This is a genomic window from Balneolales bacterium ANBcel1 (assembly GCA_029688905.1).
Classification (GTDB): Bacteria; Bacteroidota; Rhodothermia; order Balneolales; family Natronogracilivirgulaceae; genus SLLW01.
The window spans coordinates 500,538-523,345 of sequence record JARULB010000001.1 but is presented as its reverse complement, the minus strand read 5'-3'; the positions used below and the strand labels follow the sequence as shown (position 1 = coordinate 523,345).

The window sequence follows — 22,808 nt, the reverse complement described above, 5'->3', positions numbered from 1 at the left end:
AAAAATCCGTATATCACCTGCTTTGGCGGACAGCCGCAATAGCTACAGTAGATTGCGGTTTGTTACTCTGGTTACCGCTTTTTGCTGTCTGATCACGGGATTTGCCTTCAACGCGCCGGTGACGGGGCAACCAACCCAGCAAATGGTCATCCAGGCCGATCAGCCGCAAGACATCATTAGCCGGCATATCTACGGTCATTTCGCCGAACACCTCGGCCGTGGTATCTATGACGGCATCTGGAAGGAGGTTGGTGACGGTGAGTACGAAATCCGGGAAGATGTGGTCGAAGCGCTGCGCAGAATTCAGATCCCCAATTTGCGCTGGCCGGGTGGATGCTTTGCCGACTACTACTTCTGGGAGTATGGGATTGGTCCGCAGGAAGAGCGACCGTCCATCATCAACGTGCTCTGGGGCGGGGTGGTTGATGAAAACGCGGTTGGCACACACGAGTTTCTGGAACTGACCGAGATGCTTGACACCGAACCGATTATCGTAGGAAATGTCGGCAGCGGCACCGTGCAGCAAATGGCCCGCTGGTGGGAGTACATCAACCATCCCGGACCTGGATCCATGGCCGAACTGCGTAAACAGAACGGCCGCGCCGAGCCCTGGAATGTCACGTTCTGGGGTGTGGGTAACGAAAGCTGGGGATGTGGCGGCAACATGCGTCCCGAGAAGTATGCGGATGATTACCGTCAGTTTGCCACATTCTTGCACCCGATGGGCGATGCCGAGCCTTTTCGTATTGCCGCCGGCGCCGCCGGTGACGACTACGAATGGACCCGCGTGATGATGGAGCGCGCCGCCGATTACATGGACGGACTGGATCTGCATCATTACACCATTACCGGCTCCTGGGAAGACACAAAAGGGCATGCCATCGATTTTACCGAAGCCGAATGGTTCGAGCTGATGGAAGAGACCCTGTTCTGGGATGAACTGATTACCCGGCACAAAAACATCATGGATCAGTACGATCCTGAAAAACGAATCTGGCTGATTCTCGGAGAATGGGGTACGTGGCATGAACCCATGGAAGGAACCAATCCCGGTTTTCTGCATCAGCAGAACGCTCTCAGGGATGCGCTGTCTGCCTCGGCGTCTCTCGATATTTTTCACCGCCATCTGGACCGGGTGAAAATGGCCAATATCGCTCAGAGCGTCAACGTGCTGCAGGCGATGATCCTCACCGAAGGCGATGAGATGCTGCTGACACCGACCTATCATGTATTCGATTTCTATACCGTGCACCATGATGCCGAATATCTGACATTCAAGATGGATGCCGGCGAGTATACCTATAACGGAGAGTCCATTCCTGCCGTTACGGCTACCGCATCACGCGACAGCAACGGCCGGATGCATGTGACCATGACCAACCTCGATCCGAACCAGGACCGATCCATTGAGATCGATATTCGCGGCGGCGACCTGAGCCGGGTTTCCGGACGTATCCTTACGGCAGACCGGATGAATGCGCACAATACCTTTGACCGGCCGAGTGTGGTGAGTCCGCAGGATTTTGACGGAGCTCGGATTTCAGGCGGGAAGCTCCATATCGATCTTCCGGCGAAATCGCTGATTGTGCTGGAAGTTCGCTGACCAAAAGTTTGTGTTGGGTTTTGCCCGACTCCTTATAGTGTGTAATCCGAAATCAGGCCGGATGGTGGATATATCAATTCATCATCCGGTTTTTTTGTTCTGAAAGCAGGGAAAAGTCCGGTTGCTTCACTTGCCGGAATTTTTTGTGAGCGCTTTTTTAGTATCCTGTTGCTGATTTATAATTTTCTTTGCACCTTATAAGTGTACTAGATACATTTATTCAGGAAGTGGATATCAAAATGCCAGGAATATAGGAGATTCCTTTCAGTATGATCGATATTCCGAAACAAACCGAGGCACTCTATGAGATTTGCGATTACTACACTGCTTTACACGTTCTTGCTTGTTGCGATGAGTTTTGGACAGCTGCCACCTTCTCATCAAACATTTGTGAATCCGGTTTTCCCCGGTGATCATCCTGATCCTACGCTCACCAAAATCGGTGATTATTTCTACTCGTCTGGATCGTCGTTCAATGTAACCCCGAGAATTTACAGGTCAAGTAACCTGGTGCATTGGGAGGTTATCGCCCAGCCGGTTCCGTTTGACTGGAGCGTATACGGGAATGATCCCGGTGGCGGAATCTGGGGCGGCCACATGGTCTATCACCACGATACTTATTGGCACTATTTCGGACGTGGCGGCGGCCGTATGTACTTTGTAACGGCGGATGATCCGGAAGGCCCCTGGAGCCGCCCGACGGTGATGGATCTTCCTCCCGGAGTCCATAACCTGGGTGTCGACAACTCCATTTTCATTGATGAAGAGTCTGGTCGTTGGTTTTTGCTTACCAAAGCCGGTCACTCCGTCAATCACATGGTAGAGCTGGGGGAGGATGGCCAGCCTACGGGAGAGGTGCTTGATTTGTCCTGGTTGAACCCGGCGCCGGATCACCCCTACGGATGGGCGGAAGGGCCGGTCATGTGGAAATACAACGGGTACTATTATTACAGTTTTGCGGAGCATCTGGTCGGTGAGCAGTATGTGATGCGCAGCGAGGTGTTGTCGGATGATCCGGATGACTGGGAGATCATGCAGGGGAACATGTATTTCGGCAGCCGGCATTCATTTGATCGCCCCAATCATATCTCTCCTGCCGTCACTCTTGATGACGGAACAAGCTGGGCGATCGGCCACAGTTACCATGTTGGCAACTGGTATGCCCAGGGGCGTCAGGGGCTGTTGCACGAGGTTGTTTACGATGATGAGGGGTGGCCGCTGATGCGGTATCCGACCGATAATGCCGAGACGGCGCCGGATTTGCCGTCCGGAGGTGTTCCCTGGATGGTTCCCAAATCCGATATGTTCAACGGGAGCGAACTGGATCCGGAATGGTCCGTACTGGGAGAAACCCGGCCGGCGTCCATTTCATTGAACGAAAGGCCCGGATGGTTGTACATGGAGCCGTATCAGGGCGACAACACGGTCATCAAGAACGATGGAGAGCATGGATACTCTCTGATCACAAAAGTTGACTTCAACCCGGTGCAGCCGACACATGAAGCCGGTCTCTGGATTTTCAACGGCACGGAAACCCATTTTGCAAAATTGTACAGCTCCCGAAACGACGAAGGGCAGCGGGTTTTGGCGTTCAGTTTTCAGGATATCGAGTACGAAACTCCGAATACGGTCGGCCAGGAGGTCTGGCTCAAGTTGGTTCGCAATGAACATACACTTACCGGTTTCTACAGTGCTGATGGTGCCGACTGGACGCAAATAGGGGAGTCGATTAATGTGGTATCCATGGATCAGCCCCATCCCGATATCGACTTCAACGCGTTCACAGGCAACCAGCAGGGCCTGTATGTCGAAGGCCGGTTTGCATTTTTCAACCTGTATATCTACAGAGATGCGTATACGGACATTATGGGCAGGCACGCAGTAAACAGGTCGGGGGCACAGCGAAGGCCGGGATATCTCGGTGATATCCATAATGGAGACTGGGCCCTCTATGCCGGTGTGGAGTTTGGTGATGACAGTATGGATGGCGGCTATCAGCATACTACCAATGCCGTGAGTATGCGTGCTTCCAGCCCAAATGACGGGGGCATCGCAGAGGTGTGGCTGGGTGCCATTGAAACGGGCGAGCTGATTGCGGAAGTTCCGATCGAAAATACCGGATCATGGAGTAACTATCAGACATTTTCGGTACCGGTAGACGATGTCACCGGTCGGCATGACGTATATTTGCGGTTTTTGGGTGATGAAGGTACATCGCTTTTAAGATTGCAAAGTTTCCGCTTTCATTCCGATCAATATGTCACATCGGGCGATGATCCACTTGAAACGCCTTATGCGTTTTCATTGGATCAAAATTATCCCAATCCGTTTAACCCGTCCACCAACATCGGGTTTACACTTCCCCAGGCAACAGATGTCTCCCTGGCAGTTTACGATGTGACCGGCAGAAGAGTAGCATCGTTGCTGGATGGCAGGTCACTGGAAGCCGGACGACATGTCTATCACTTTGATGGAGACGGGTTGGCCAGTGGAGTCTATATTTACCGCATTAAGGCGGGAGATTTTGTTCAGTCTCGAAGCCTCACCTTGATCAGGTAGCGAAAAAGGGTCAAAGGCTTTGATGTGCATAAACCACGGGGCGTGACCGGTAACATTGGAAGCTGCCTCGTGAGCGGCTCTTCGGGTGTCGGATACCTTGGAAGACTGCCCATGAGTTGGGCGGAAACTTGATGGCTCCGTTTTATTTCTGTTTCCACAGTATCAAGGTATCTGCCCGCCCGATAAGTAAATAAACATTACCATGCTTATTGCCATTTCCGTTGGATCTGTATAAGTTATTTTTTGTAAGCATAAGGTGTGATGATAAGTAGACGGATATTGGTTAAGAAGCTGCCTGGTGGCTGAAGTGTCGACTTTGAGTTCGGGCACTGCAATTTCTGAAGGCGGAGATAGGCCGTCACTTTTTTTTGTCTTACCGATTTAGTTATTGGAGGAACAAAAAAAAATCATTATCCTTTAAGTGTGAGAGAAATTTGCTCGAATGTTTGCCCGATCTTTCTCGGGCGCCAGGACAACGTTCGGAGGATGATTGCAGAGATTCCGAACAGATTAAAACACGCAACAGGTTGCTTGAAAAACGATTGCGACTAGAAGATGAACAAACTGTACCGGAAATATCGAAAAGCGCTTTTTGTTTCTTTGTCGCCGGAAGTGTTTTTTATTATTTTTGGTGTATATTTAACGATTATGCTATGTGAGTTGCCTGGGGCCGCTTCCCCTTGTCAATGAAAATCATCCTGAAGCATGTGTGAGGTACAGAATAACAAGTACTTATGATGATAACGTGATACAGGGAATCAAAGCCCGCGCAAGGTTGTAGTTGCGTGTTGATATACAGGGATACAGACAGATAATTATCGTGCAGTGAACTATTGAATCCGTGGGTACAAGTGTTGATTTTTGACATCTGATGCCCGTAAACCAACCCGGTTAGTAAATATTCTTCAAATCAGCCATCGGAGCTGAAAATTTTTCACATCTGGTTTATAACTAAAAAAGTGGATCCGTTAAAAAGCAATACCAAAACTATGATTAAAAAAATGACAAGCGCTTTTGCAGTAGCCTTTCTGCTGGTTGTAGCTACAAACGCATTAGCTCAAAACACGGGAACCATCACTGGCACTCTCATTGACGGTTCGAATGATGAAACCCTGCTGGGGGCCACCGTAATGATTGAGGGCACCAACAGAGGAGCATCTACCAATATGGAAGGTAGATTTACCATCCGCAATGTACAGCCGGGCGAATATACTCTTGTAGCTACCTATATCGGATACGATCGTGTACGGCAGGATGTCGTAGTTGAAGCCGGTGAGGAAACAGAAGTTGTCATCGTGATGGACTGGAGTGGTATCACCGGAGAAGAAGTAATTATTTCTGCCCAGGCAAGGGGGCAAACCTCGGCCATCAACGAGCAGCTCAGATCACGGACTATTCAGAATATTGTCTCATCAGAAAGAATCCGGGAGCTCCCCGATGCCAGCGCGGCTACCGCTTTGAGCCGGTTGCCGGGTGTTTCGCTTCAGCATGGTGACAAGATTGTGATTCGCGGTATGCAGGCCAAACTGAACACGGTCAGTGTGAATGGTATCCAGTTGCCGTCTACGGATCAGAACGACCGGTCCACCAACCTGGGATTCATCTCTTCAAACATGCTGGACGGTATTGATGTGACCAAAGCGGTTACCCCCGACATGGAAGCGAACGCAACAGGAGGTGCCGTTAACCTGAGATTGCGAGAAGCTCCCTCCGGACTCAAATTCGACGCGCTTGTTCAAGGAAGCTACAATACACAGGATCGTACCTACCCCGGTGAGAATTATCAGATGTGGGGAAGCTTGAGCGACAGATTCTTTGATGATCGCCTGGGAGTATTTGTCCAGGCAAATGCCAACAGAAGGGATGGCGGTGCCGATATCATTCAGGCCAACTACGAGTTCCATTCTGCTGTTGATGGAGATCATGTCATGCGAGTGAATGAAATTAACTTCATGGATGAAGTTAATATCGTTTCCGAGTATGGTGGAAGTGTGATCATGGACTATCGCCTTCCCAACGGAAAAATCTCTCTGCAAAATACCATCGCGCACACAAACTCTGACTATGTGGGATTCCGGGACTTCCTGGAGCTTGGTGCCAGCCGGCGGTCATATCGGATAAATCGAAACGACAGAGATCGTCAGCTTCTGATCAACGCGCTGCAGGGAGAATACAATTTCTCCGATCTTCAGGTAAATTTTGGGGTTTCTCATGCACGAAGCAAGCAGGAAACCAACTTGAGATACGGCGATAACTGGGATGAGTTCTACTTCGCCAACAGTGGTGATGCCGAAGCTGATTTCGCGGATCAGAATCGTTTGGAAATAAGATTCGACGATTTCTATGATATTGAGTATCGCGAAGGAGCTTGGGCTAACGCCATTCAGCAAGGAACGCATTTCCTGGAAGAAATCGATTTTACCCAAAGAAACTACACCGGTAATCTCGACTTTACCTTGCCCGTGGATCTCGGTGGGGGTGTTTCTGTCGAGTTCCAGACCGGTGGACGAATGGTGATCACAAACAGGGATAACGAACGTGACCGTTTGAAAGCTCATGATCTTGAAATTCCTAATCACTATGATGAGGCAAGGGAATGGGCCATTGAACGGGGTATTGATCCAAGCAGAAGACTCCGATTTGAAGACTTTATTGATCACAGCTACGGAGATGGCCGTGGCGACTATTTCTTTGATGGAAGAAGGCCAATGAATCGCGTAATTGACGTGGATATGATGGACAGCTTCTATCGGGCCCTTGAAGGGGCGGGTTGGCCCATCCATGAGTCCGATTCACAGCGGAACGATTTCTCGTTGACTGAAAGAATTACCGCGGGTTACTTCATGGGTACCTTTGATATTGGAACGCGTCTGACCCTGATGGCCGGTGTTCGCTATGAGCACTTCAACATGGACTATGATGCCAACTTTGTGTACGAAACCCACGGTGCCTATGGTGATGTCATAAACCTTGAGCGCCGGGATCCCCATGTGCTGCAAATGGCGGATTCGATCACGACAGTCGAAAGAGACTATGGCCATTTGTTCCCGAATGTTCAGGCACGTTTCTCCGTTACCGACTGGATGGATCTTCGGGCGGCTTATACCAAAACCATTTCGCGTCCTGACTTCAGCATGCTCATTCCCAATGTTTTCAGGGGTGCAGGCAGCGGCCAGGCAGGTAACCCGTTTCTGGAGCCGACGATTTCGAACAATTTCGATTTTAACGTCGCGCTCTACAATAACGAGATCGGCTTGTTTACCGTGGGCGTATTCTACAAAGAGCTTACAGACTTCTTCTATGGTATTAACAGGCTGAACAGGGCCCTTCCGGAAGGAATCAACTTCCCGGAGGCCGAAACATGGGAGGCTATGGGCTTCAGTTCCCCGGCCGGCAGTTATGAGGTAAGTACATTCATGAACAATCCTCACAAGGCGCATGTTCATGGCTTTGAAATTGACTGGCAGACCAACTTCTGGTACTTGCCGGCTCCGTTCAATTCCACCGTTTTGAATGTGAACTATACCCGAAACTTCTCCGAGATGGATTACAGATTTATCCGATTCGAAGAAGTTATGGATCAAACGGTATTTCCTCCGCGAAGGATTCTGGTTGAAGAGGAAATTGTCCGTACAGGGCGGCTGCTTTTTCAGGGTGACCACATCATCAACGTGGCTCTTGGCGCAGATTACCGTGGTTTCTCCGGACGAGTTTCTTTCAGGCTCCAGGGTGATGTGATCACCTCGGTTGGCCAAAGGCCGGAAGCTGACTGGTTTGACGAAGATGTCTATGGATGGGATTTCTCAATTCGGCAGCGGCTGCCCGTGGAGGGCTTAAGCATGTCGATAAGTGGAGTGAACATTACGCACAATCCCACCAATACCTATCGCTACTTCCGTCGCTACACCGATGGACAGCTCGATGAGCAACCATCTAACCAGCTTACCAGAATTCGCTACGATGCCCGTTCGTTTGAAATTGGCTTGCGATATGATTTCTAAAAAGTAGTTGAAACGATTCACCCAAAAAGGGTAGGGAGTATATCCCATTATGCTCCCTGCCCTAATCAATAAAACAAATAAACAGGAGGCTCAATATTATGAGTAAAAGAATGCTACCGTTGCTCGTCGCATTGATGTGTTTGGTGGGATTGAATTCCACAGTGGCACAGGAGTGGGATGATGTTATCATTGAAACACGCGGTGATACCGTTGTCGTCCTTGACGCGGTTGTGTCGGGATCGTTTTTGGACAACACCCTTGCAGACGCCATCGAGTTGGATGAAGATGCACCGGAAGGACGTGTATATGAACTTGTACCCGGTGGAGTTTACTGGTTTACAAGACAAATGACAACGCCGGAACGGCATATACGTGTTGTTGGCGCAGACAATACTCGCTTGGTGCAAAGCCAAAGTGAGCAAATGCCTCCTAACATCCACGGCTCTACAGTGGAAGGTGCTGCCACGAACGGAGGTTTCTTCATGTTCCGTGAAGACCTGACCCTCAAAAACCTGATTTCGTCTGCAAGTGCGACGGATAACAGCCAGGGATGGGCTCTTATTGAAGCTCAGACAGCCGGAAAAACGCTTACATTTGATAACGTTCTCCTGGAGCATAACAACTGGATCTTTGTTCAGTCCAACTCAGTGCCCAATACGAGTCTGCATATCCGTGACAGTTACTTCGCGAACATGAGCGGTGAGGCTTGCCGTAGAAATGGCGGTGTCTATGACAACACTTCCCACCCGACCGGTGAACTTGTTGTTGAAAACTCAACGCATGTGATGGCCCAGGGTATGATGTACAAGTTCCGCGGCTTCTATTTTGAAAGGGCGTTTATCAACCACAACACCTTTGTGAATGCTGCCGGTCAGCTTTTCACAAGCTTCGGCTATCATACCAACCTGACAGTTACCAACAACCTGTTCGTGAACAGTAATGTTCAGGGTTATTTCCCCGGTCTGGATATCGAGGAAACGGATCAGGATGAACTGCCTCACGGTATTATCAACGTGAATCATCTGCCGGAAGGAGATGAAGCGTTTGAAGGTTATGGCGATGCTGACAGAAAAATTCTGGTCTTCAACAATGGAGTATTCTGGGATGAGCGACTCGACCAGATCGTCCAGCAGTTGAACGAAAATGAAGCTCAGGATCGTAGTGACTGGGTCACACAGATGATCACCATGAACTCCAGAACCCAGGAGATCTTTGATGACAACGATCGTTATCCGCTCTTCAACGAAGGCAACTGGGTCATGGGAGGCAATCCCGATTTCGTCAATCCGGAAAACCTGATGACAGAAATGGTTGAAGAGCTGATTCTCTTCAGTGTCGATACCGCAGATGACGGGCCCTATGTGTTGCCCAAGTGGAGAATCGATCCGGAAAGACAAACAGAAAGAGGTGGCGATGATGGTATGATGCCATATCCGGACTGGCCAATTCCGGTTGACCTTTCCTACAGCAACAGTGCATACCTGACTGCCGGACTTGGCGGCATGCCGCTTGGTGACCTCAACTGGTTTGCTGACAGCAAGGCTCAATTCGAAGCAGACAAGGAAGCCCTGTACGCTGAACTGGAAAGCGCACTTAACGAAGGCCGTGATCCTCAGTTCGGAACTGTTTCTGTTGAAAATCCGGATAGAATGCCGCAAAGCCCGACCAGCTTTGAACTGGCACAGAACTATCCGAACCCGTTCAACCCGGCAACTCAAATCCGCTTTACACTGCAGAACAACGCTGATGTAAAACTTGAAGTATTTGATGTTACCGGCAAGCTTGTTACCACCCTGATTAACGACTCCATGAATGCCGGTTCCCATACGGTGACCTGGAATGCCGAAACACAATCAGGAATGTCCGTCAGCAGTGGTGTATATGTATACCGTCTGACGGTCGGTGATCAGGTACAAGCACGTACAATGACACTGATTAAATAAGAATCTGCGCTAACTCAGACTCTTATAGCACGTATTCTATAAAAAGCCCTGGCTAATTTTTTAGTCAGGGCTTTTATAGATATTATACCCTGGTAATGGAATGTCTTACGATAAATTAAACTATATGCATCGGTATCATCAGAAACTTTCGATTGTTTTACTATTACTTGTATTTGCAGCTGGTTGTCAGGATGCTGAAAGAAATGAAGACCATGATGTAGGGTCAGATGTTATTTATACGATTGGTGACTCATATAAACTGACGTTTGGTGATCTGCATGCATATGCGCAAAACTTGTTGGCTCATGTTCGCTACGATGATGCGCTCGAGGGGTATAAAAATGTAATGAACGAAATGGTGGGCAATCAGTATAAACGATTTGGCTTTTTTGATGAAAACCTGAATGAGAGAGAGGAGCTTCTTCTTCCCATGCAGAGACATATCAACGAAGAACTGGTGGCTGCATACTTCGAACAGGAGTTTTTGGGTGAGTATCTCACGGAGGCCTATCTTCGAGATGCCCATGAAAACATGAAACATGAGGTCAGGTACAGACAGATTGTACTGTTTGAAGACCACTATGAGGCATCAGAGCGGCAGGAGACGCTGGAGGAGAAAGCCGCCGGGATTGTTGAAAGAATAGAATCGGGTGATAATTTTGCAGATCTCGTTCAAGCCTATTCCCAGGATGAAGCGTCCGCCCGAACCGGTGGATATGCCGAACCGGCCACATGGAGAAGAAGCGTCATGTTCCCCGTTGATTCGGTTGTGTTTGAATTGGAAGTGGGAGATGTGGAGGTGATCCAACATGAAAATGCGTATTACATCGTGGAAGCCACAGATCGCATCCAAAGAAGTATTGATCCCTTTGAGGAAATGGAAGAAGAGGTAAGGCGGCGTGTCAGGGATGCCTACACGAGTAAAAGTATGGAAGAGTATGACCGTTTCCTGGAATCCCTCGTAGGGAAAGAATCAGTGCAGTGGAATGACGAAGCATTTCAGACTATTCACAGGTGGGCCAGACAGCCAAACTTTTTCAGTGGAGGACATTACCGCAGCGTTATCGCTGAAGAGCTGGAACACGGCAACAATTTTGAGATACTGACATATAATGACAATACCGTTGACCTGGAACAATACCTATACCTGCTTAATAACATTTTAATCCCGACCGACTCGCCTGCATTTGCAGAAGAGAGGCTCAGGAACTTTATTGTTTCCGCCCTCAGAGAGAAAAAGGTAGGTGAGCTTGCAAGAGAGGCCGGCCTGCTGGAAGAGATATTCACACCAGCCACACGCAACTGGGTAATTAGAAATGAGATTCTGATCGCTTTTAATGATCATGTGATAGAAAGTCAGATTCCAGAATCGACAGAAGACAGACTGATATCTTTTTACGAAGAGGTTAAGGACTCCCTGTTTTATCAGCTCAGAACTGTCCATACACGGATTATCGATGCCGAAAGTGAATCCCGGATTGAAGAAATGAAATCACAGTACGAGGCCGGAACGCCCTTTTCAGAACTGGCACACAGAATTCAGGTTAGGGTTTTTTACCGGGATCGTGACGGTAATACGCATGTTCGGAATCAACGGTCACAACCCGGAATAGAACATGTCGTCATTGATCTTGAGCAGGGGGATGTGATAGGCCCGGTTGAGTTTCACCATCCCGAAAAGGGAGCTGTCCCAGCCCTTGTTTGGGCAAACAGAGTGTTGCCGGAAAAGCAGCTTAGCTTTGACGAAGTGTCGGACCGCATTGAAACCAGGTTTCGGGAGCACCACCGAAATATCATCAACGAGAGGGTAATATCCGATATCCGGGATAATTATGAGTCGAAGTTTTATGAGGAACACCTGGTTCAAAATCTCAAGGATCGAGGTATGCTCTGATACCTGATTAACTTGCCGAACACAACCCCTGTTGGTTGCATATGCTCCCGGCAGGTGAAAGCCGAAACCGCACAGCCATACCATTTTGTTGTAATTTGTTGTAAATCCGGCCAAAAGTGGAAGCGCTTTTTTTGATTTAATAAATGTATTTTGTACACTTGTGATATGTGTGGTCGTTCTTCGGCGGAAGTCTATGGTGGCGAAGGCCATCGGAATAGTATGCTATTCTTCCTGAAAGCGATCGAAGAACAGTTAAATGGTAAATCACACTGAGGAGTGTTACAGGTAGCAGGAGGGTTGCATAAGTCCGTTGCATAAACCGGGTCACATGACCTTGTATCCATATTGCACACACACAATGGCAGGCAAGATTATTTTAGACCCTGCCTCAGGTTACAGGTTTATAGTTACGTGCTTTATGCAGAACAGCTATGACTGCAAATAATCAAATAATTATTACATGGTGCCAGATATGAAGAACAAAATACTGAGTGTAGCAATCACGGTATTAATTACCGGAGGGTTATTACCCCTGCTTTCTTACGGACAGGTCGTTGAGGATTTCAAGCCATCATCCATAAATCAGCCCGGCCAGGACTACCCAAAAGTGAATTCCGAAGGCAGGGTACGGGTAAAAATTTCGGCTCCTGATGCCAAGAGGGTTCAGCTCGATATCAGCGCAGTGAAATACGATTTAACGAAAGATGATGACGGAATTTGGATTGGGGAGTCGTCACCCCAAGATGAAGGGTTCCATTACTATCAATTGAATATCGATGGCGCATCAGTACCTGATCCGGGTTCACTTTACTTCTATGGTGCAGGCCGGTGGGGAAGCGGGGTTGAAATACCGGCCCATGACCAGGATTTCTACGCATTGAAGGATGTGCCGCATGGCATGGTCAGTGAGCTCATCTATTTTTCTGAATTGGACAATGGCATGCGCCGCTGCTTTGTGTACACACCTCCGGGCTACGCCGATAATCCCGATACACGTTATCCGGTGTTGTATTTGCAACACGGGGGCGGGGAAAATGAGACCGGCTGGTCGGCACAGGGCAGGGCCAACCTGATCATGGATAATCTAATTTCGGATGGCGAGGCCCGGCCGTTTATCATTGTGATGGATAATGGAACCTGGCGAATGCCCGAAAGTGCCGAAGGCAGAGAACGGACTCGCGGGTCATGGCCTCCGCAAGGATGGGCCGACGGGTTCATGAATATCCTTATTAAAGAAATCATCCCCATGATTGACACCAGGTTCCGGACACTGGACAATCAGGAAAACAGAGCTTTGGCAGGACTGTCCATGGGAGCGATGCAGACACGAATTATTTCACTGGCCAACTCCGACGTTTTTTCTCATGTGGGCATGTTTAGCGGTGGCAGTATCACTCCTGAGGATATTGAAGACAACCCGTCCTTTTTGGAGGATAATAAGCTCCTGTTTATAAGCTTTGGCAGTAAAGAAGTTGAAAGCGGGCGATTTAATCTCGGAACACAGCCGAAACGCAATGTCGAAATTCTGAAAGAGCAGGGGATGAACGCCCATTACTATGTGTCGCCTGATACAGGTCATGAATGGCAAACCTGGAGAAGAAGCCTGTATCAGTTTGCGCCACTACTATTCAGGGATTAAAGCCCGTTGACCGTTTACTGCAATTATCCTCCAGGAAAGTATATTATGAAAAAAATTATACTCATCATCGCAATCCCGGTAATTCTATCAGGCTGCTTCGGGGCATCTCAATCCGGTAGCACCATTCTTGACAACGATGAGAACTACCGGCCTTCTTCCATTAATCAGCAAGGGAGCGAATACCCGAAAGTAAATGCTCAAGGACGGGTGCGTGTCCAGATATCCGCCCCTGATGCGGAATATGTCCGGCTCGACATCGGCGGAGTAGAATATGACCTGACTAAAGACGAAAACGGTGTGTGGACCGGAGAATCATCACCCCAGGATGAGGGGTTTCATTACTACCAGTTGAATATTGGCGGAGCCTCCGTACCTGACCCGGGTTCGCTCTATTTTTTTGGTGCCCACCGGTGGGGCAGTGGCGTAGAAGTGCCGGCACATGACGAGGAAATATTCGCAGCAAAAGATGTTCCGCATGGACTTGTGCATGAAGTGCTGTTTCCCTCGGAGAGCACGGGAACAACAAAAAGAGCTTTTGTTTATACTCCTCCCGGCTATGAAAATGATATTTCCAAAAGATATCCGGTGTTGTACCTGCAGCATGGCTATGGTGAAAACGAAACATCCTGGCCGAATCAGGGCCGCGCCAATTTCATCATGGATAACCTGATTGCGGAAGGCAAAGCCCGACCGTTTATTGTCGTTATGACATATGGGATGATCAACCATGTCCCGTTCGGCGGGATCCGGGACTTTGACATCAAACCGTTTCAAACAGTGCTTGTTGATGAGCTGATACCATTTATTGATTCAAACTTTCGAACGGTAAGCCGACAATCACATCGCGCCATGGCCGGCCTTTCGATGGGAGCATTCGAAACAAAACTGGTCACTCTGAACAGGCCGGATGTGTTCTCCTACTACGGGCTGTTTAGTGGCGGTACCTATACGCCGGAAGAGCTTGCGGATCATGACCGGCTCAAACTTGTTTTCCTCAGTTGCGGCAGCAAAGAAAGACCCGATCGGATAGAAAGTGCAGCCGGGGAGTTGCAGGACCAGGGATTCAACGCGGTTTCATACATATCGGAGGATACCGCCCATGAATTCCATACCTGGCGCCGCAGCTTGCATCAGCTTGCCCCCTTGTTGTTCCAGGATTTGGATTAACTGTTGTGCATCATTGATGCGGTACTCCAGGCCTCATGGAATATGCAGGGTATTTTGCAATTATATTTCGAGTCGGGAGGAACTGCACATGTATGCCAAGCCTGGTAAAAGCCATTGCCCGGAATTGCCTAACACCTGCTCAGGCAGATTGGCGAATCATGAAAACATACTTATCTGAGCTCAACTGATTATGAACGGAGGAAACATATTGAACCCGATACTTCATTCAGCAAAAACATGGAAAACAGCCATATTTACAGTACTGTTATTATTGATGCCGGCGATGTTAACGGCACAGCAAGCCAATGTTAACCTGGAATTTGATCCGCACAGGGACAAGGAGGGACTGACCCCGTTCAGCGCTCCGGTAAACTCGCCTGAGGTCCATGATGATCAGACGGTAACATTCAGGATCTACGCTCCAGAGGCACGCAGTGTGAAGCTGCCTGCAGGTGCCATCCACACATCCAATGAGCTGGGGGAGGAGCCCATTCCCTTTCAGAAAAAAGAGGATGGTATCTGGGAGTTGACCATTGGTCCGCTTAAACCCGACATGTACGCCTATCACATCGTAGTAGACGGAATTCAGATGGCCGACCCAGGCAACACCCGTGCCGCGTTTACAGCAATGCCACCATACAGCCAGTTGGTAGTGCACGGAGACGGCCCGTCTTACTATGATGCCAAAAATGTTCCGCATGGACGTGTAACCCGCCATGTCTATCACTCTGAAGTAACCAACGGTCATCGTGAGTTGTATGTGTACACCCCGCCGGGTTATGATGAAACCAAATCGTATCCGGTGCTTTACCTTGTGGGTGGAAGTGGTGAATTGCCATCAAACTGGGTCTATGACGGGCGTGTCAATTTTATCATGGACAACCTGCTGGCTGAAGATAATGCCAGGCCCATGATTATCGCGATCCCCAATAACCAGATCATCCACAGAAATCACCCTCGACACGCCGAACTGACCTTTGACTTGTTTGAAAAAGAGCTCAGGAGCCATGTGATCCCGTTTGTTGACCAGGAGTACCGCACAATTCGAAGCCCGGAAGGCCGGGCTCTTTCAGGATTATCCATGGGCGGACGGCATAGCATGGTCATCGGTTTTCGCTCCCTGGATCTGTTTGCCAGTTTCGGCATACTCAGTGCCGGTGACGTTCATGCGGAAACCACTTTGAAACATTTTCTGACAGATCCCGGGGTTAATGACAAAGTAAACTATCTGTTTGTGGGCCAGGGGACAAAGGAAGTCCACAGTTTTTTTAATCACAGGGTTGCGGCACTGCACGAAGCCTTGAATGCCCATGAAATTACTCACGAGTACTATGTCGGTGGACACGGAGGTCATGACTGGTCAACCTGGCGGCATCTTTTGTACTATCGGTTTCTGCCAAATCTTTGGAGCAATGTAACTCAAGAGTAAGTGACCCCGACCCGGAGCCGACCGCCTCCTCTTCTTTTATGACGCGCTCCGGGAAAATCCGCTCCAGCGACAGGATGATATCTGCCTATGTCAATCGTTTTGTATGACGTTTAACCAAAAAAAGACATTTTTTTCTTTTTCTGATTAAGTAATTGTTAGCCTGTCAACTACGGTGTTGCGGGAGCTATATGCCGATTTATGGAAGCGATTTTTATTGGATTTTAGAAACGTATTTGATACACTTATAATAAGTCCTTCTCTGCTTTGGAAAAGTTCAGCATAAGTGTGTATAGCGTAATGTTCACTCCCGGATCGGAAACTGTGGCGGGTAATTCCGGGTGCCCGACTGCCACTCTGAAGTTGGAAGACGGATGATTTGAAACAAGCACCTCCGGTTTGTGCATGTAATCGGCAGAGGCTGTTTTTCTGCCGATCAGTGCTTAAAGCCTGATACACAATTGATTGGTCATTCTCTAATTGATACAAGGATATGGAAAATAAAACTACTGCTTGCAATAAGATGGGGCATCTTGCCTGGTCTCTGATTCTGCTTCTTTTCCTCGTTGGCACTGCAAATGCCAATAATGACAACGATGCGGATAATGGTTTAATAATCGTCAATGAAAATGGCAGCTTTGAAGACTCCGAGCTTGGAGTCGTTGATACCGCAGATTATCATTTGCCGTTTTGGGAGCTGTATCTGGCAAATGGTGGAGACGCAACGTTTGAAATTGTAGACGACCCGGTACAGCACGGAGAACGTGCGGTCAAGCTCACCGTGCACGAACTGGGAGATAATGCCTGGGATATTCAGGTCAGCGGCTATGATCTGTATGTGGAAGCGGGTGCCTCATACACCTTCTCCATGTGGGCACGAGCGGAAGAGCCCGGTGCGATCGCGGTATTCTCCGTCTGGCACTTAGATCACGGCGAGTTCAACGCGCTGCGAGGAGGATTTCAATTGCCTACCGATGAATGGCAGGAATACACCTTTGATTTTTCGGTTCCTGAGAGTGCCGAACAGCGTTTTCCCATCAGGGTCCCCGTTCATTTTTCCTTCCCGGAAAATGTTGACAAGACCATTTATGTCGACAACCTGCAAATCGTGCAGACCGAGGAAGCGCCTGCGCGCAGGAAACCGATCGTCCTGGAAGTAGCCGATGCCGAGATAGGTGCCGACTTCGAAGTCGTCGAGGAGGTAGATAACGGAGATTCCATCACCTATGTCTATCCCGTGACCGACAATCTTGACATCCCAGGAAGCGAGGATCGCCTGCTCAAGTTTGATGTGTTTTTCCCCTATGCAGGAGAATACGATCTGTTTGCAAGGGTCAGGACAGATGTTGCTGAGTTTGACTCCGACAGCTTCTTTTATCCGGATTCGCTTTTCACCGAACCGGATCCGGCAAGTATAGATGGTTGGATTGTTGCCAACGGACTTGTTGGTGTCGGAGCTTCTCAACCGCATGAAGTTGTTACCGGGGAAAGTTCGGCATCTGGAGATTGGAGATGGATAAATATCTCACAAGGTAATTACCATGAAGAGTCGGTTACCTACCATGTGTTTGAAGACTCGACTACCGTATCATTCTGGATCGGTGCGCGTGAAGACGAAACCCACCTGCACAAATTCGCGTTCGGACGTTCCGACCTGTTCTTTACGGTTTCCAATTTGAATAACGTAACCCCCGGTTATTCCGAATTTCCGGATGATCCTTTCGAAATCCATCCCGGTCCGCCCATTGCCGATGGGCAGGACAAGTGGATTGGCAACATCTGGTCACCACCCCAAATTGCCAATTTTGCCAATTACTGGAACCAGGTAACCGCCGAAAACGCCGGTAAATGGGGAAGTGTGGAAGGTACGCGAGGGACCTACAACTGGACCAATCTGGATGCCAGCTACCAACTCGCCAGGGATAACGGATTCCCGTACCGATTTCACGTGCTTACCTGGGGCGGACAGCAGCCTGGCTGGATCAATGACCTGAGCACGGAAGAACAGCTTGAAGCCATCACCCAGTGGTACGACACCCTGGCCGTGCGCTACCCGGACATGGAGTATGTGGAGGTGGTGAACGAAGGTTCCAACAACCACCAGCTGCCTGACGGTATAAGCGGCGATGCCAACTATATTGAAGCTCTTGGCGGAACCGGTGAAACCGGTCACGACTGGATCATCACCGCCTTTGAAATGGCCCGTGAGCGATTCCCCAACAGCAAGCTCATGATCAATGACTACAACATCGTGAGCAGCAACACCTGGGGCACCCAGAACGCCCGGAACTACCGTCGAATCATCGAAGACCTCATGGAACGGGACTTGATTGATGTAATCGGCGTTCAGGCCCATGCCTTCTCGACCCCGGGCTCGCAAAATCAGATACGTTCCGTTCTGGACTATTTGGCCGAAACCGGATTGCCCATTCAGGCCACCGAAATGGACATCCAGGGGAACTCGAGCTTGTCGCAGGAGGCTTCAGACCAGCTTCAGCTTGAAAACATGCAACGCATTTTCCCGGTGTTCTGGGAGCATCCTGCCGTGGAGGGCATCACTTTCTGGGGATGGAGACCCGGGATATGGATGGATGATGCCGAGCTGATTTATCCCAACGGCGAGGAACGTCCGGCACTGAAATGGCTGATCGAATATGTGCAGAACTGGGTGCCGCCTGCCCCCACCGATGTGAGAGACGATGCGACTCCGGTGAGATTCGAACTCTCTCAAAACTATCCCAACCCGTTCAACCCGACCACGCAGATCCGGTATGAAGTTGCCGAGCAGGCGGATGTCTCGCTGCAGGTCTACGATATTACCGGCCGTCTCGTACAGACACTGGTAAACAACACGGCGCAGGCTCCGGGGCAGTATTCGGTGACCTTCGACGGCAGCAACCTGGCCAGCGGCGTCTACCTGTACCGCCTGCAGGCCGGATCGTTCAGCGATGTACGGAGAATGATGCTGGTGAAATAATCCGACCGGATTTGTTTGTCAGTTGAGTGTTACCTGACAATGTAAAAAAGCCTGTCTCTGATATCAGGGGCAGGCTTTTTTTATTATGCAGCTTTCCCTTTCCATGGCAGTAAGCGGATCAAATCCGTCATCTCATGCCGGTCTGCCCGTATGAGATAGAAATGTTGAGTGGTTACATGATCGATATCATTCAAATCATAAGAGGGGGGCTTTCACCTGAATCAGTCCAGAGAGCTGCGAACCGTGACAGATGCGGTTTCCAGTCCCTCTGATTCTGCCGTAATGGTCATTTCTCCAGGCTCCCCATCCAGTCCGCGTACAATCACCAGAGCCTTGCCACTCAGGGCACGGCGTTCATGCGAGGGGAACGGGTTCATATCGGTGGGATCTCCGTTGTCGGTGGCCACGATTTCACCAGCACCATCGATACTGAAGCTGATCTGATTATCGGCATTACGTACGAATCTGCCCTCCTCGTCATGCAGTGTAATGGTGATGAAAGAAAGATCGTAACCGTCGGCAGAAATGACAGCCCGGTCGGCCGATGCCTCCAGCCTGGCCGCCTCACCGGTGGTCTGAACCGACGCTTCCGCCCACTCTTCACCGTCCTTGTAGGCGACTACGCGAAGCTCGCCAGGCTCATAGATCACGTCATCCCAGCGCAGACGGTATTCAAATTCGCCTTTCTGCTTGCGGCCAAGCGATTCACCGTTCAAAAACAGTTCGGCCTCATCACCGGAAGTAAAGACATGAACCGGTGTGACTTCACCCAAACGGTCCGGCCAGTTCCAGTGAGGAAGAATGTGTGCCATGGGCTCATCCGGCATCCAGCGTGCCTTGTAGAGATACGCGCGGTCTTTTCTGAAGCCGGCCAGGTCAATGATGCCGAAATAGGAGCTGCGGTTGTCGTAGAAAGGCGTGGGCTCACCCAAATAGTCGAACCCGCTCCAGACATATCCGCCACCGACATAAGGATGCCGGTCTTTTGCGGCGAATACACGATCCGGGGACGAACCGAATTGAGTAGTATACAGTTCATAGGCACTGACGTTTCCTGTTTCTGAATCGGCGCCCTGGCCGTCTTCAGCAGGAGCACTGATCGCGTCGGTCACCGGGAACATGTAAACACCCCGTTTGCTGACCGTAGCCGCGTTTTCACTGCTGAGGATCACCCTGTCGGGATAGGTCTCCCGGAAGGAGGGGTATAGCGGTTCGGTTCTGATTCCGGTCAGGTGCTGGTATTCAGGCGCATACCGGATTCCTTCGCCCTGATAGTTGAGCATCATGACATCACTCACATCCGGAAACTCCATCGGCGGTTTGGCAAAGTTCATGGAGGCGGTCACCGGACGGGTCGGATCTTCGTCATTGACAATGGCCTTCAGCATGCGTGCGATATCGGCGCCCGCGTCTTCGGTGTATTGTTCACCCACTTCGTTACCTGTACTCCACAAGTAAACCGAGGGGCTGTTTTTGTCACGACGGACCAAAGCGCGCATATCCTGCTCGTACCAGTCGGGGAAGATCAGGTGGAAATCATGAGGCGTTTTTCTTCGCTCCCAGACATCAAAACTCTCATTCACAACCAGAAAGCCCATCCGGTCGGTGAGTTCCAGCAACTCGGGTGCCGGAGGGTTGTGTGCCATGCGGACGGAGTTGACCCCGATTCCACGAAGAATTTCCAGTTGGCGTTCGGCTGCGCGGGTGTGGAAAGCGCCGCCGAGTGCGCCAAGGTCATGGTGCTGATTGACACCTTTGATGAAAATATGTTCACTATTCACCACGATACCCCGGTCACTGTCAAATTCTATGGTACGGATACCAAAACGGGTTTCATATTGATCAACGGGATTGCCGTCCCGGGTCAGGGTTGTAACCGCTACGTAGAGATTTGGCTCTTGTGTTGGAGGGGGCCCCCAGAGACGCGGATTATCAAGCACGAGTGAGCCGGATATGGTACTGCTTTCGCTCCCGGCAATTGTTGTTTCAACGGGATCAAAAGCGGCGACTGCGCGTCCGGTGCGGTTGCCCTCCCTGTCCAGTTCAAAAATTTCTGTTTCAGCGGTTACCAAAGCCGTGGATTCTGAACCATTGTCAATCGTAACTTCGAGATTTATGGTTGCCGAGTTTTCCGAAACCTCAGGCGTCGTCACAAATGTACCCCATTGGGCAACATGAACCGGCTCGGTTTTTACAAGCCAAACATTACGATAAATACCGCCACCGGGATACCAGCGGGAGGAAACCGCAGGATTGTCCAGGCGGATGGCCAGCTGATTTTCTCCACCAGGATTAACGTAAGGGGTCAAATCCAGCCGCCAGGATGCGTAACCGAAGGGCCATCCACCGACGAGGTTGCCGTTCAGCCATACCATGGCATACGACATGGCGCCGTCGACATCCAAAAATATTTTTCTCCCTTCATCCTCGGCCGGGATGTCCAGGGTTCGGCGATACCAGGCTACACCAGGACTGGGCAGGCGGCCCATCCCTCCGGTAACCTCCGCATCCGGCCCGGTCATAAACGGTCCGGCGATCGCCCAGTCGTGCGGTAACGTGACAGCTTCCCATGCACTGTCGTCAAAACCCCCCTGCACAAATGCGAAATCACTGCCGGGATTCCCCTCCGGCCGTTCATGGCGTTTGGCGGGATCGCTAATAAACCTGTTGCCGGAAGGCAAAATCCAGTCTCTGAGTACATCCTTGTCCGTTTCGATACGCAAAGGCTCCATTGGCTCGGTGTCGGCAGGGACATCATCCACATAGTCGTCGTCGGTCGGACGCACGTCATAAATAAGGTCATCTGCCTGATCGGCGGATTCGTACTTCATAAAGCGCCAGCCGTCGTTGATGGATATGCGTTCCCGAATATTCTGTTCCGCATCGGTGGCAGCCCTCTCCCCGGCACCGCTGCAAAACGTGAGCAGCAACAGGCAGGAGAGAAGCGATACGGCAGACATGGAGGGCATGCCGGCCGCAGGAGAATTGTTTTGTCGTGTTTTTTTCATCTGTTTAAATTTTTTGATTTCACTTCGTGATCTTCGATTCGCTTACGCGTTTCACTGGGCGCTTCGTGATCTTCGGTTTTAATGTCAGATAGAATTCCATGACCGGTTTTAATCATGCGCCTGTTAGTCCTGATGCCCGCCCGGTCATGATCATAGCGCTTCGCGACCTTCGGTTCATCTGTTTTTTAATTTTTTTGATTTAGAATGCCAGATAGAATTCCATGACCGGTTTTAATCATGCGCCTGTGTGTCCTGATGCCGGCCCGGTCATGTTCATTTCATAATACTCTGGCTTGAAACTTTTGGTAGCGTGCCCCTTCTGCCCACCTTGCTGCCAACATCCGGAACCGCAACAGCTGGAATATTTGTGAACGACAGGGTCAAAGTTTGATCGCCCGGATTCGGGCCTGTTATCGACTGAATGGATGGTGCGAATCCGGAGTTGTTCTGCATACTCATGTGCGACTGGAGTTTATCATAATAAACCGTTAAAAACAATCTCTAATTGCTTGAAAAAAGGGGTTTTTCAGAACACAGTAGCCGATTTATCAGAATAATAACGCCTCAAGTGCTCCCGTGCGGTTAACGTTA

General features: G+C 49.9%; 10 protein-coding genes. 9 read left to right on the top strand and 1 reads right to left on the bottom strand.

Going from position 1 to position 22,808, the window contains the following annotated elements; genetic code table 11:
- Positions 1 to 142: 142 nt before the first annotated feature.
- From QA596_01970 to QA596_01930, 9 genes are all read left to right on the top strand, one after another.
- Entirely contained in the window at positions 143 to 1,603 is a 1,461-nt protein-coding gene (locus QA596_01970; protein MDG5766215.1) for an alpha-L-arabinofuranosidase C-terminal domain-containing protein, read from the top strand.
- Positions 1,604 to 1,906: 303 nt separating this feature from the next.
- Positions 1,907 to 4,162 (top strand): family 43 glycosylhydrolase, encoded by a 2,256-nt coding sequence (locus QA596_01965; GenBank protein ID MDG5766214.1) that lies wholly within the window; start codon positions 1,907 to 1,909, stop codon positions 4,160 to 4,162.
- Between the two features lie 989 nt (positions 4,163 to 5,151).
- Entirely contained in the window at positions 5,152 to 8,163 is a 3,012-nt protein-coding gene (locus QA596_01960) for a TonB-dependent receptor (protein MDG5766213.1), read from the top strand.
- Between the two features lie 98 nt (positions 8,164 to 8,261).
- Positions 8,262 to 10,106, top strand: a complete 1,845-nt coding sequence (locus QA596_01955) for a T9SS type A sorting domain-containing protein (GenBank protein ID MDG5766212.1) — start codon at positions 8,262 to 8,264, stop codon at positions 10,104 to 10,106.
- A 295-nt stretch (positions 10,107 to 10,401) separates the two neighbouring features.
- Positions 10,402 to 12,000, top strand: a complete 1,599-nt coding sequence (locus QA596_01950; protein MDG5766211.1) for a peptidylprolyl isomerase — start codon at positions 10,402 to 10,404, stop codon at positions 11,998 to 12,000.
- A 472-nt stretch (positions 12,001 to 12,472) separates the two neighbouring features.
- Positions 12,473 to 13,639, top strand: coding sequence for an alpha/beta hydrolase-fold protein (locus QA596_01945; GenBank protein MDG5766210.1), 1,167 nt, complete (start codon positions 12,473 to 12,475; stop codon positions 13,637 to 13,639).
- 45 nt (positions 13,640 to 13,684) lie between these two features.
- Positions 13,685 to 14,806, top strand: coding sequence for an alpha/beta hydrolase-fold protein (locus QA596_01940; protein ID MDG5766209.1), 1,122 nt, complete (start codon positions 13,685 to 13,687; stop codon positions 14,804 to 14,806).
- A gap of 274 nt (positions 14,807 to 15,080) precedes the next feature.
- Positions 15,081 to 16,235, top strand: a complete 1,155-nt coding sequence (locus QA596_01935) for an alpha/beta hydrolase-fold protein (protein ID MDG5766208.1) — start codon at positions 15,081 to 15,083, stop codon at positions 16,233 to 16,235.
- A gap of 520 nt (positions 16,236 to 16,755) precedes the next feature.
- The gene (locus QA596_01930; protein ID MDG5766207.1) at positions 16,756 to 19,209 is read left to right on the top strand and encodes an endo-1,4-beta-xylanase; all 2,454 of its coding nucleotides are present in this window, start codon (positions 16,756 to 16,758) and stop codon (positions 19,207 to 19,209) included.
- A gap of 221 nt (positions 19,210 to 19,430) precedes the next feature.
- On the opposite strand, the gene galB is transcribed toward QA596_01930, so the two are convergent.
- Positions 19,431 to 22,217 carry a beta-galactosidase GalB gene (gene galB, locus QA596_01925; protein MDG5766206.1) on the bottom strand — a complete coding sequence of 929 codons (2,787 nt, stop codon included), beginning with the start codon at positions 22,215 to 22,217 and terminating at the stop codon, positions 19,431 to 19,433.
- Positions 22,218 to 22,808: the final 591 nt, after the last annotated feature.

Excerpts from the sequence above, each read along its gene's own strand:
- QA596_01970 (MDG5766215.1), top strand. The coding sequence starts at position 143 with ATGGTCATCCAGGCCGATCAGCCGCAAGACATCATTAGCCGGCATATC.
- QA596_01965 (MDG5766214.1), top strand. The coding sequence starts at position 1,907 with ATGAGATTTGCGATTACTACACTGCTTTACACGTTCTTGCTTGTTGCG.
- QA596_01960 (MDG5766213.1), top strand. The coding sequence starts at position 5,152 with ATGATTAAAAAAATGACAAGCGCTTTTGCAGTAGCCTTTCTGCTGGTT.
- QA596_01955 (MDG5766212.1), top strand. The coding sequence starts at position 8,262 with ATGAGTAAAAGAATGCTACCGTTGCTCGTCGCATTGATGTGTTTGGTG.
- QA596_01945 (MDG5766210.1), top strand. The coding sequence starts at position 12,473 with ATGAAGAACAAAATACTGAGTGTAGCAATCACGGTATTAATTACCGGA.
- QA596_01940 (MDG5766209.1), top strand. The coding sequence starts at position 13,685 with ATGAAAAAAATTATACTCATCATCGCAATCCCGGTAATTCTATCAGGC.
- QA596_01935 (MDG5766208.1), top strand. The coding sequence starts at position 15,081 with ATGCCGGCGATGTTAACGGCACAGCAAGCCAATGTTAACCTGGAATTT.
- QA596_01930 (MDG5766207.1), top strand. The coding sequence starts at position 16,756 with ATGGGGCATCTTGCCTGGTCTCTGATTCTGCTTCTTTTCCTCGTTGGC.
- galB (MDG5766206.1), bottom strand. The coding sequence starts at position 22,217 with ATGAAAAAAACACGACAAAACAATTCTCCTGCGGCCGGCATGCCCTCC.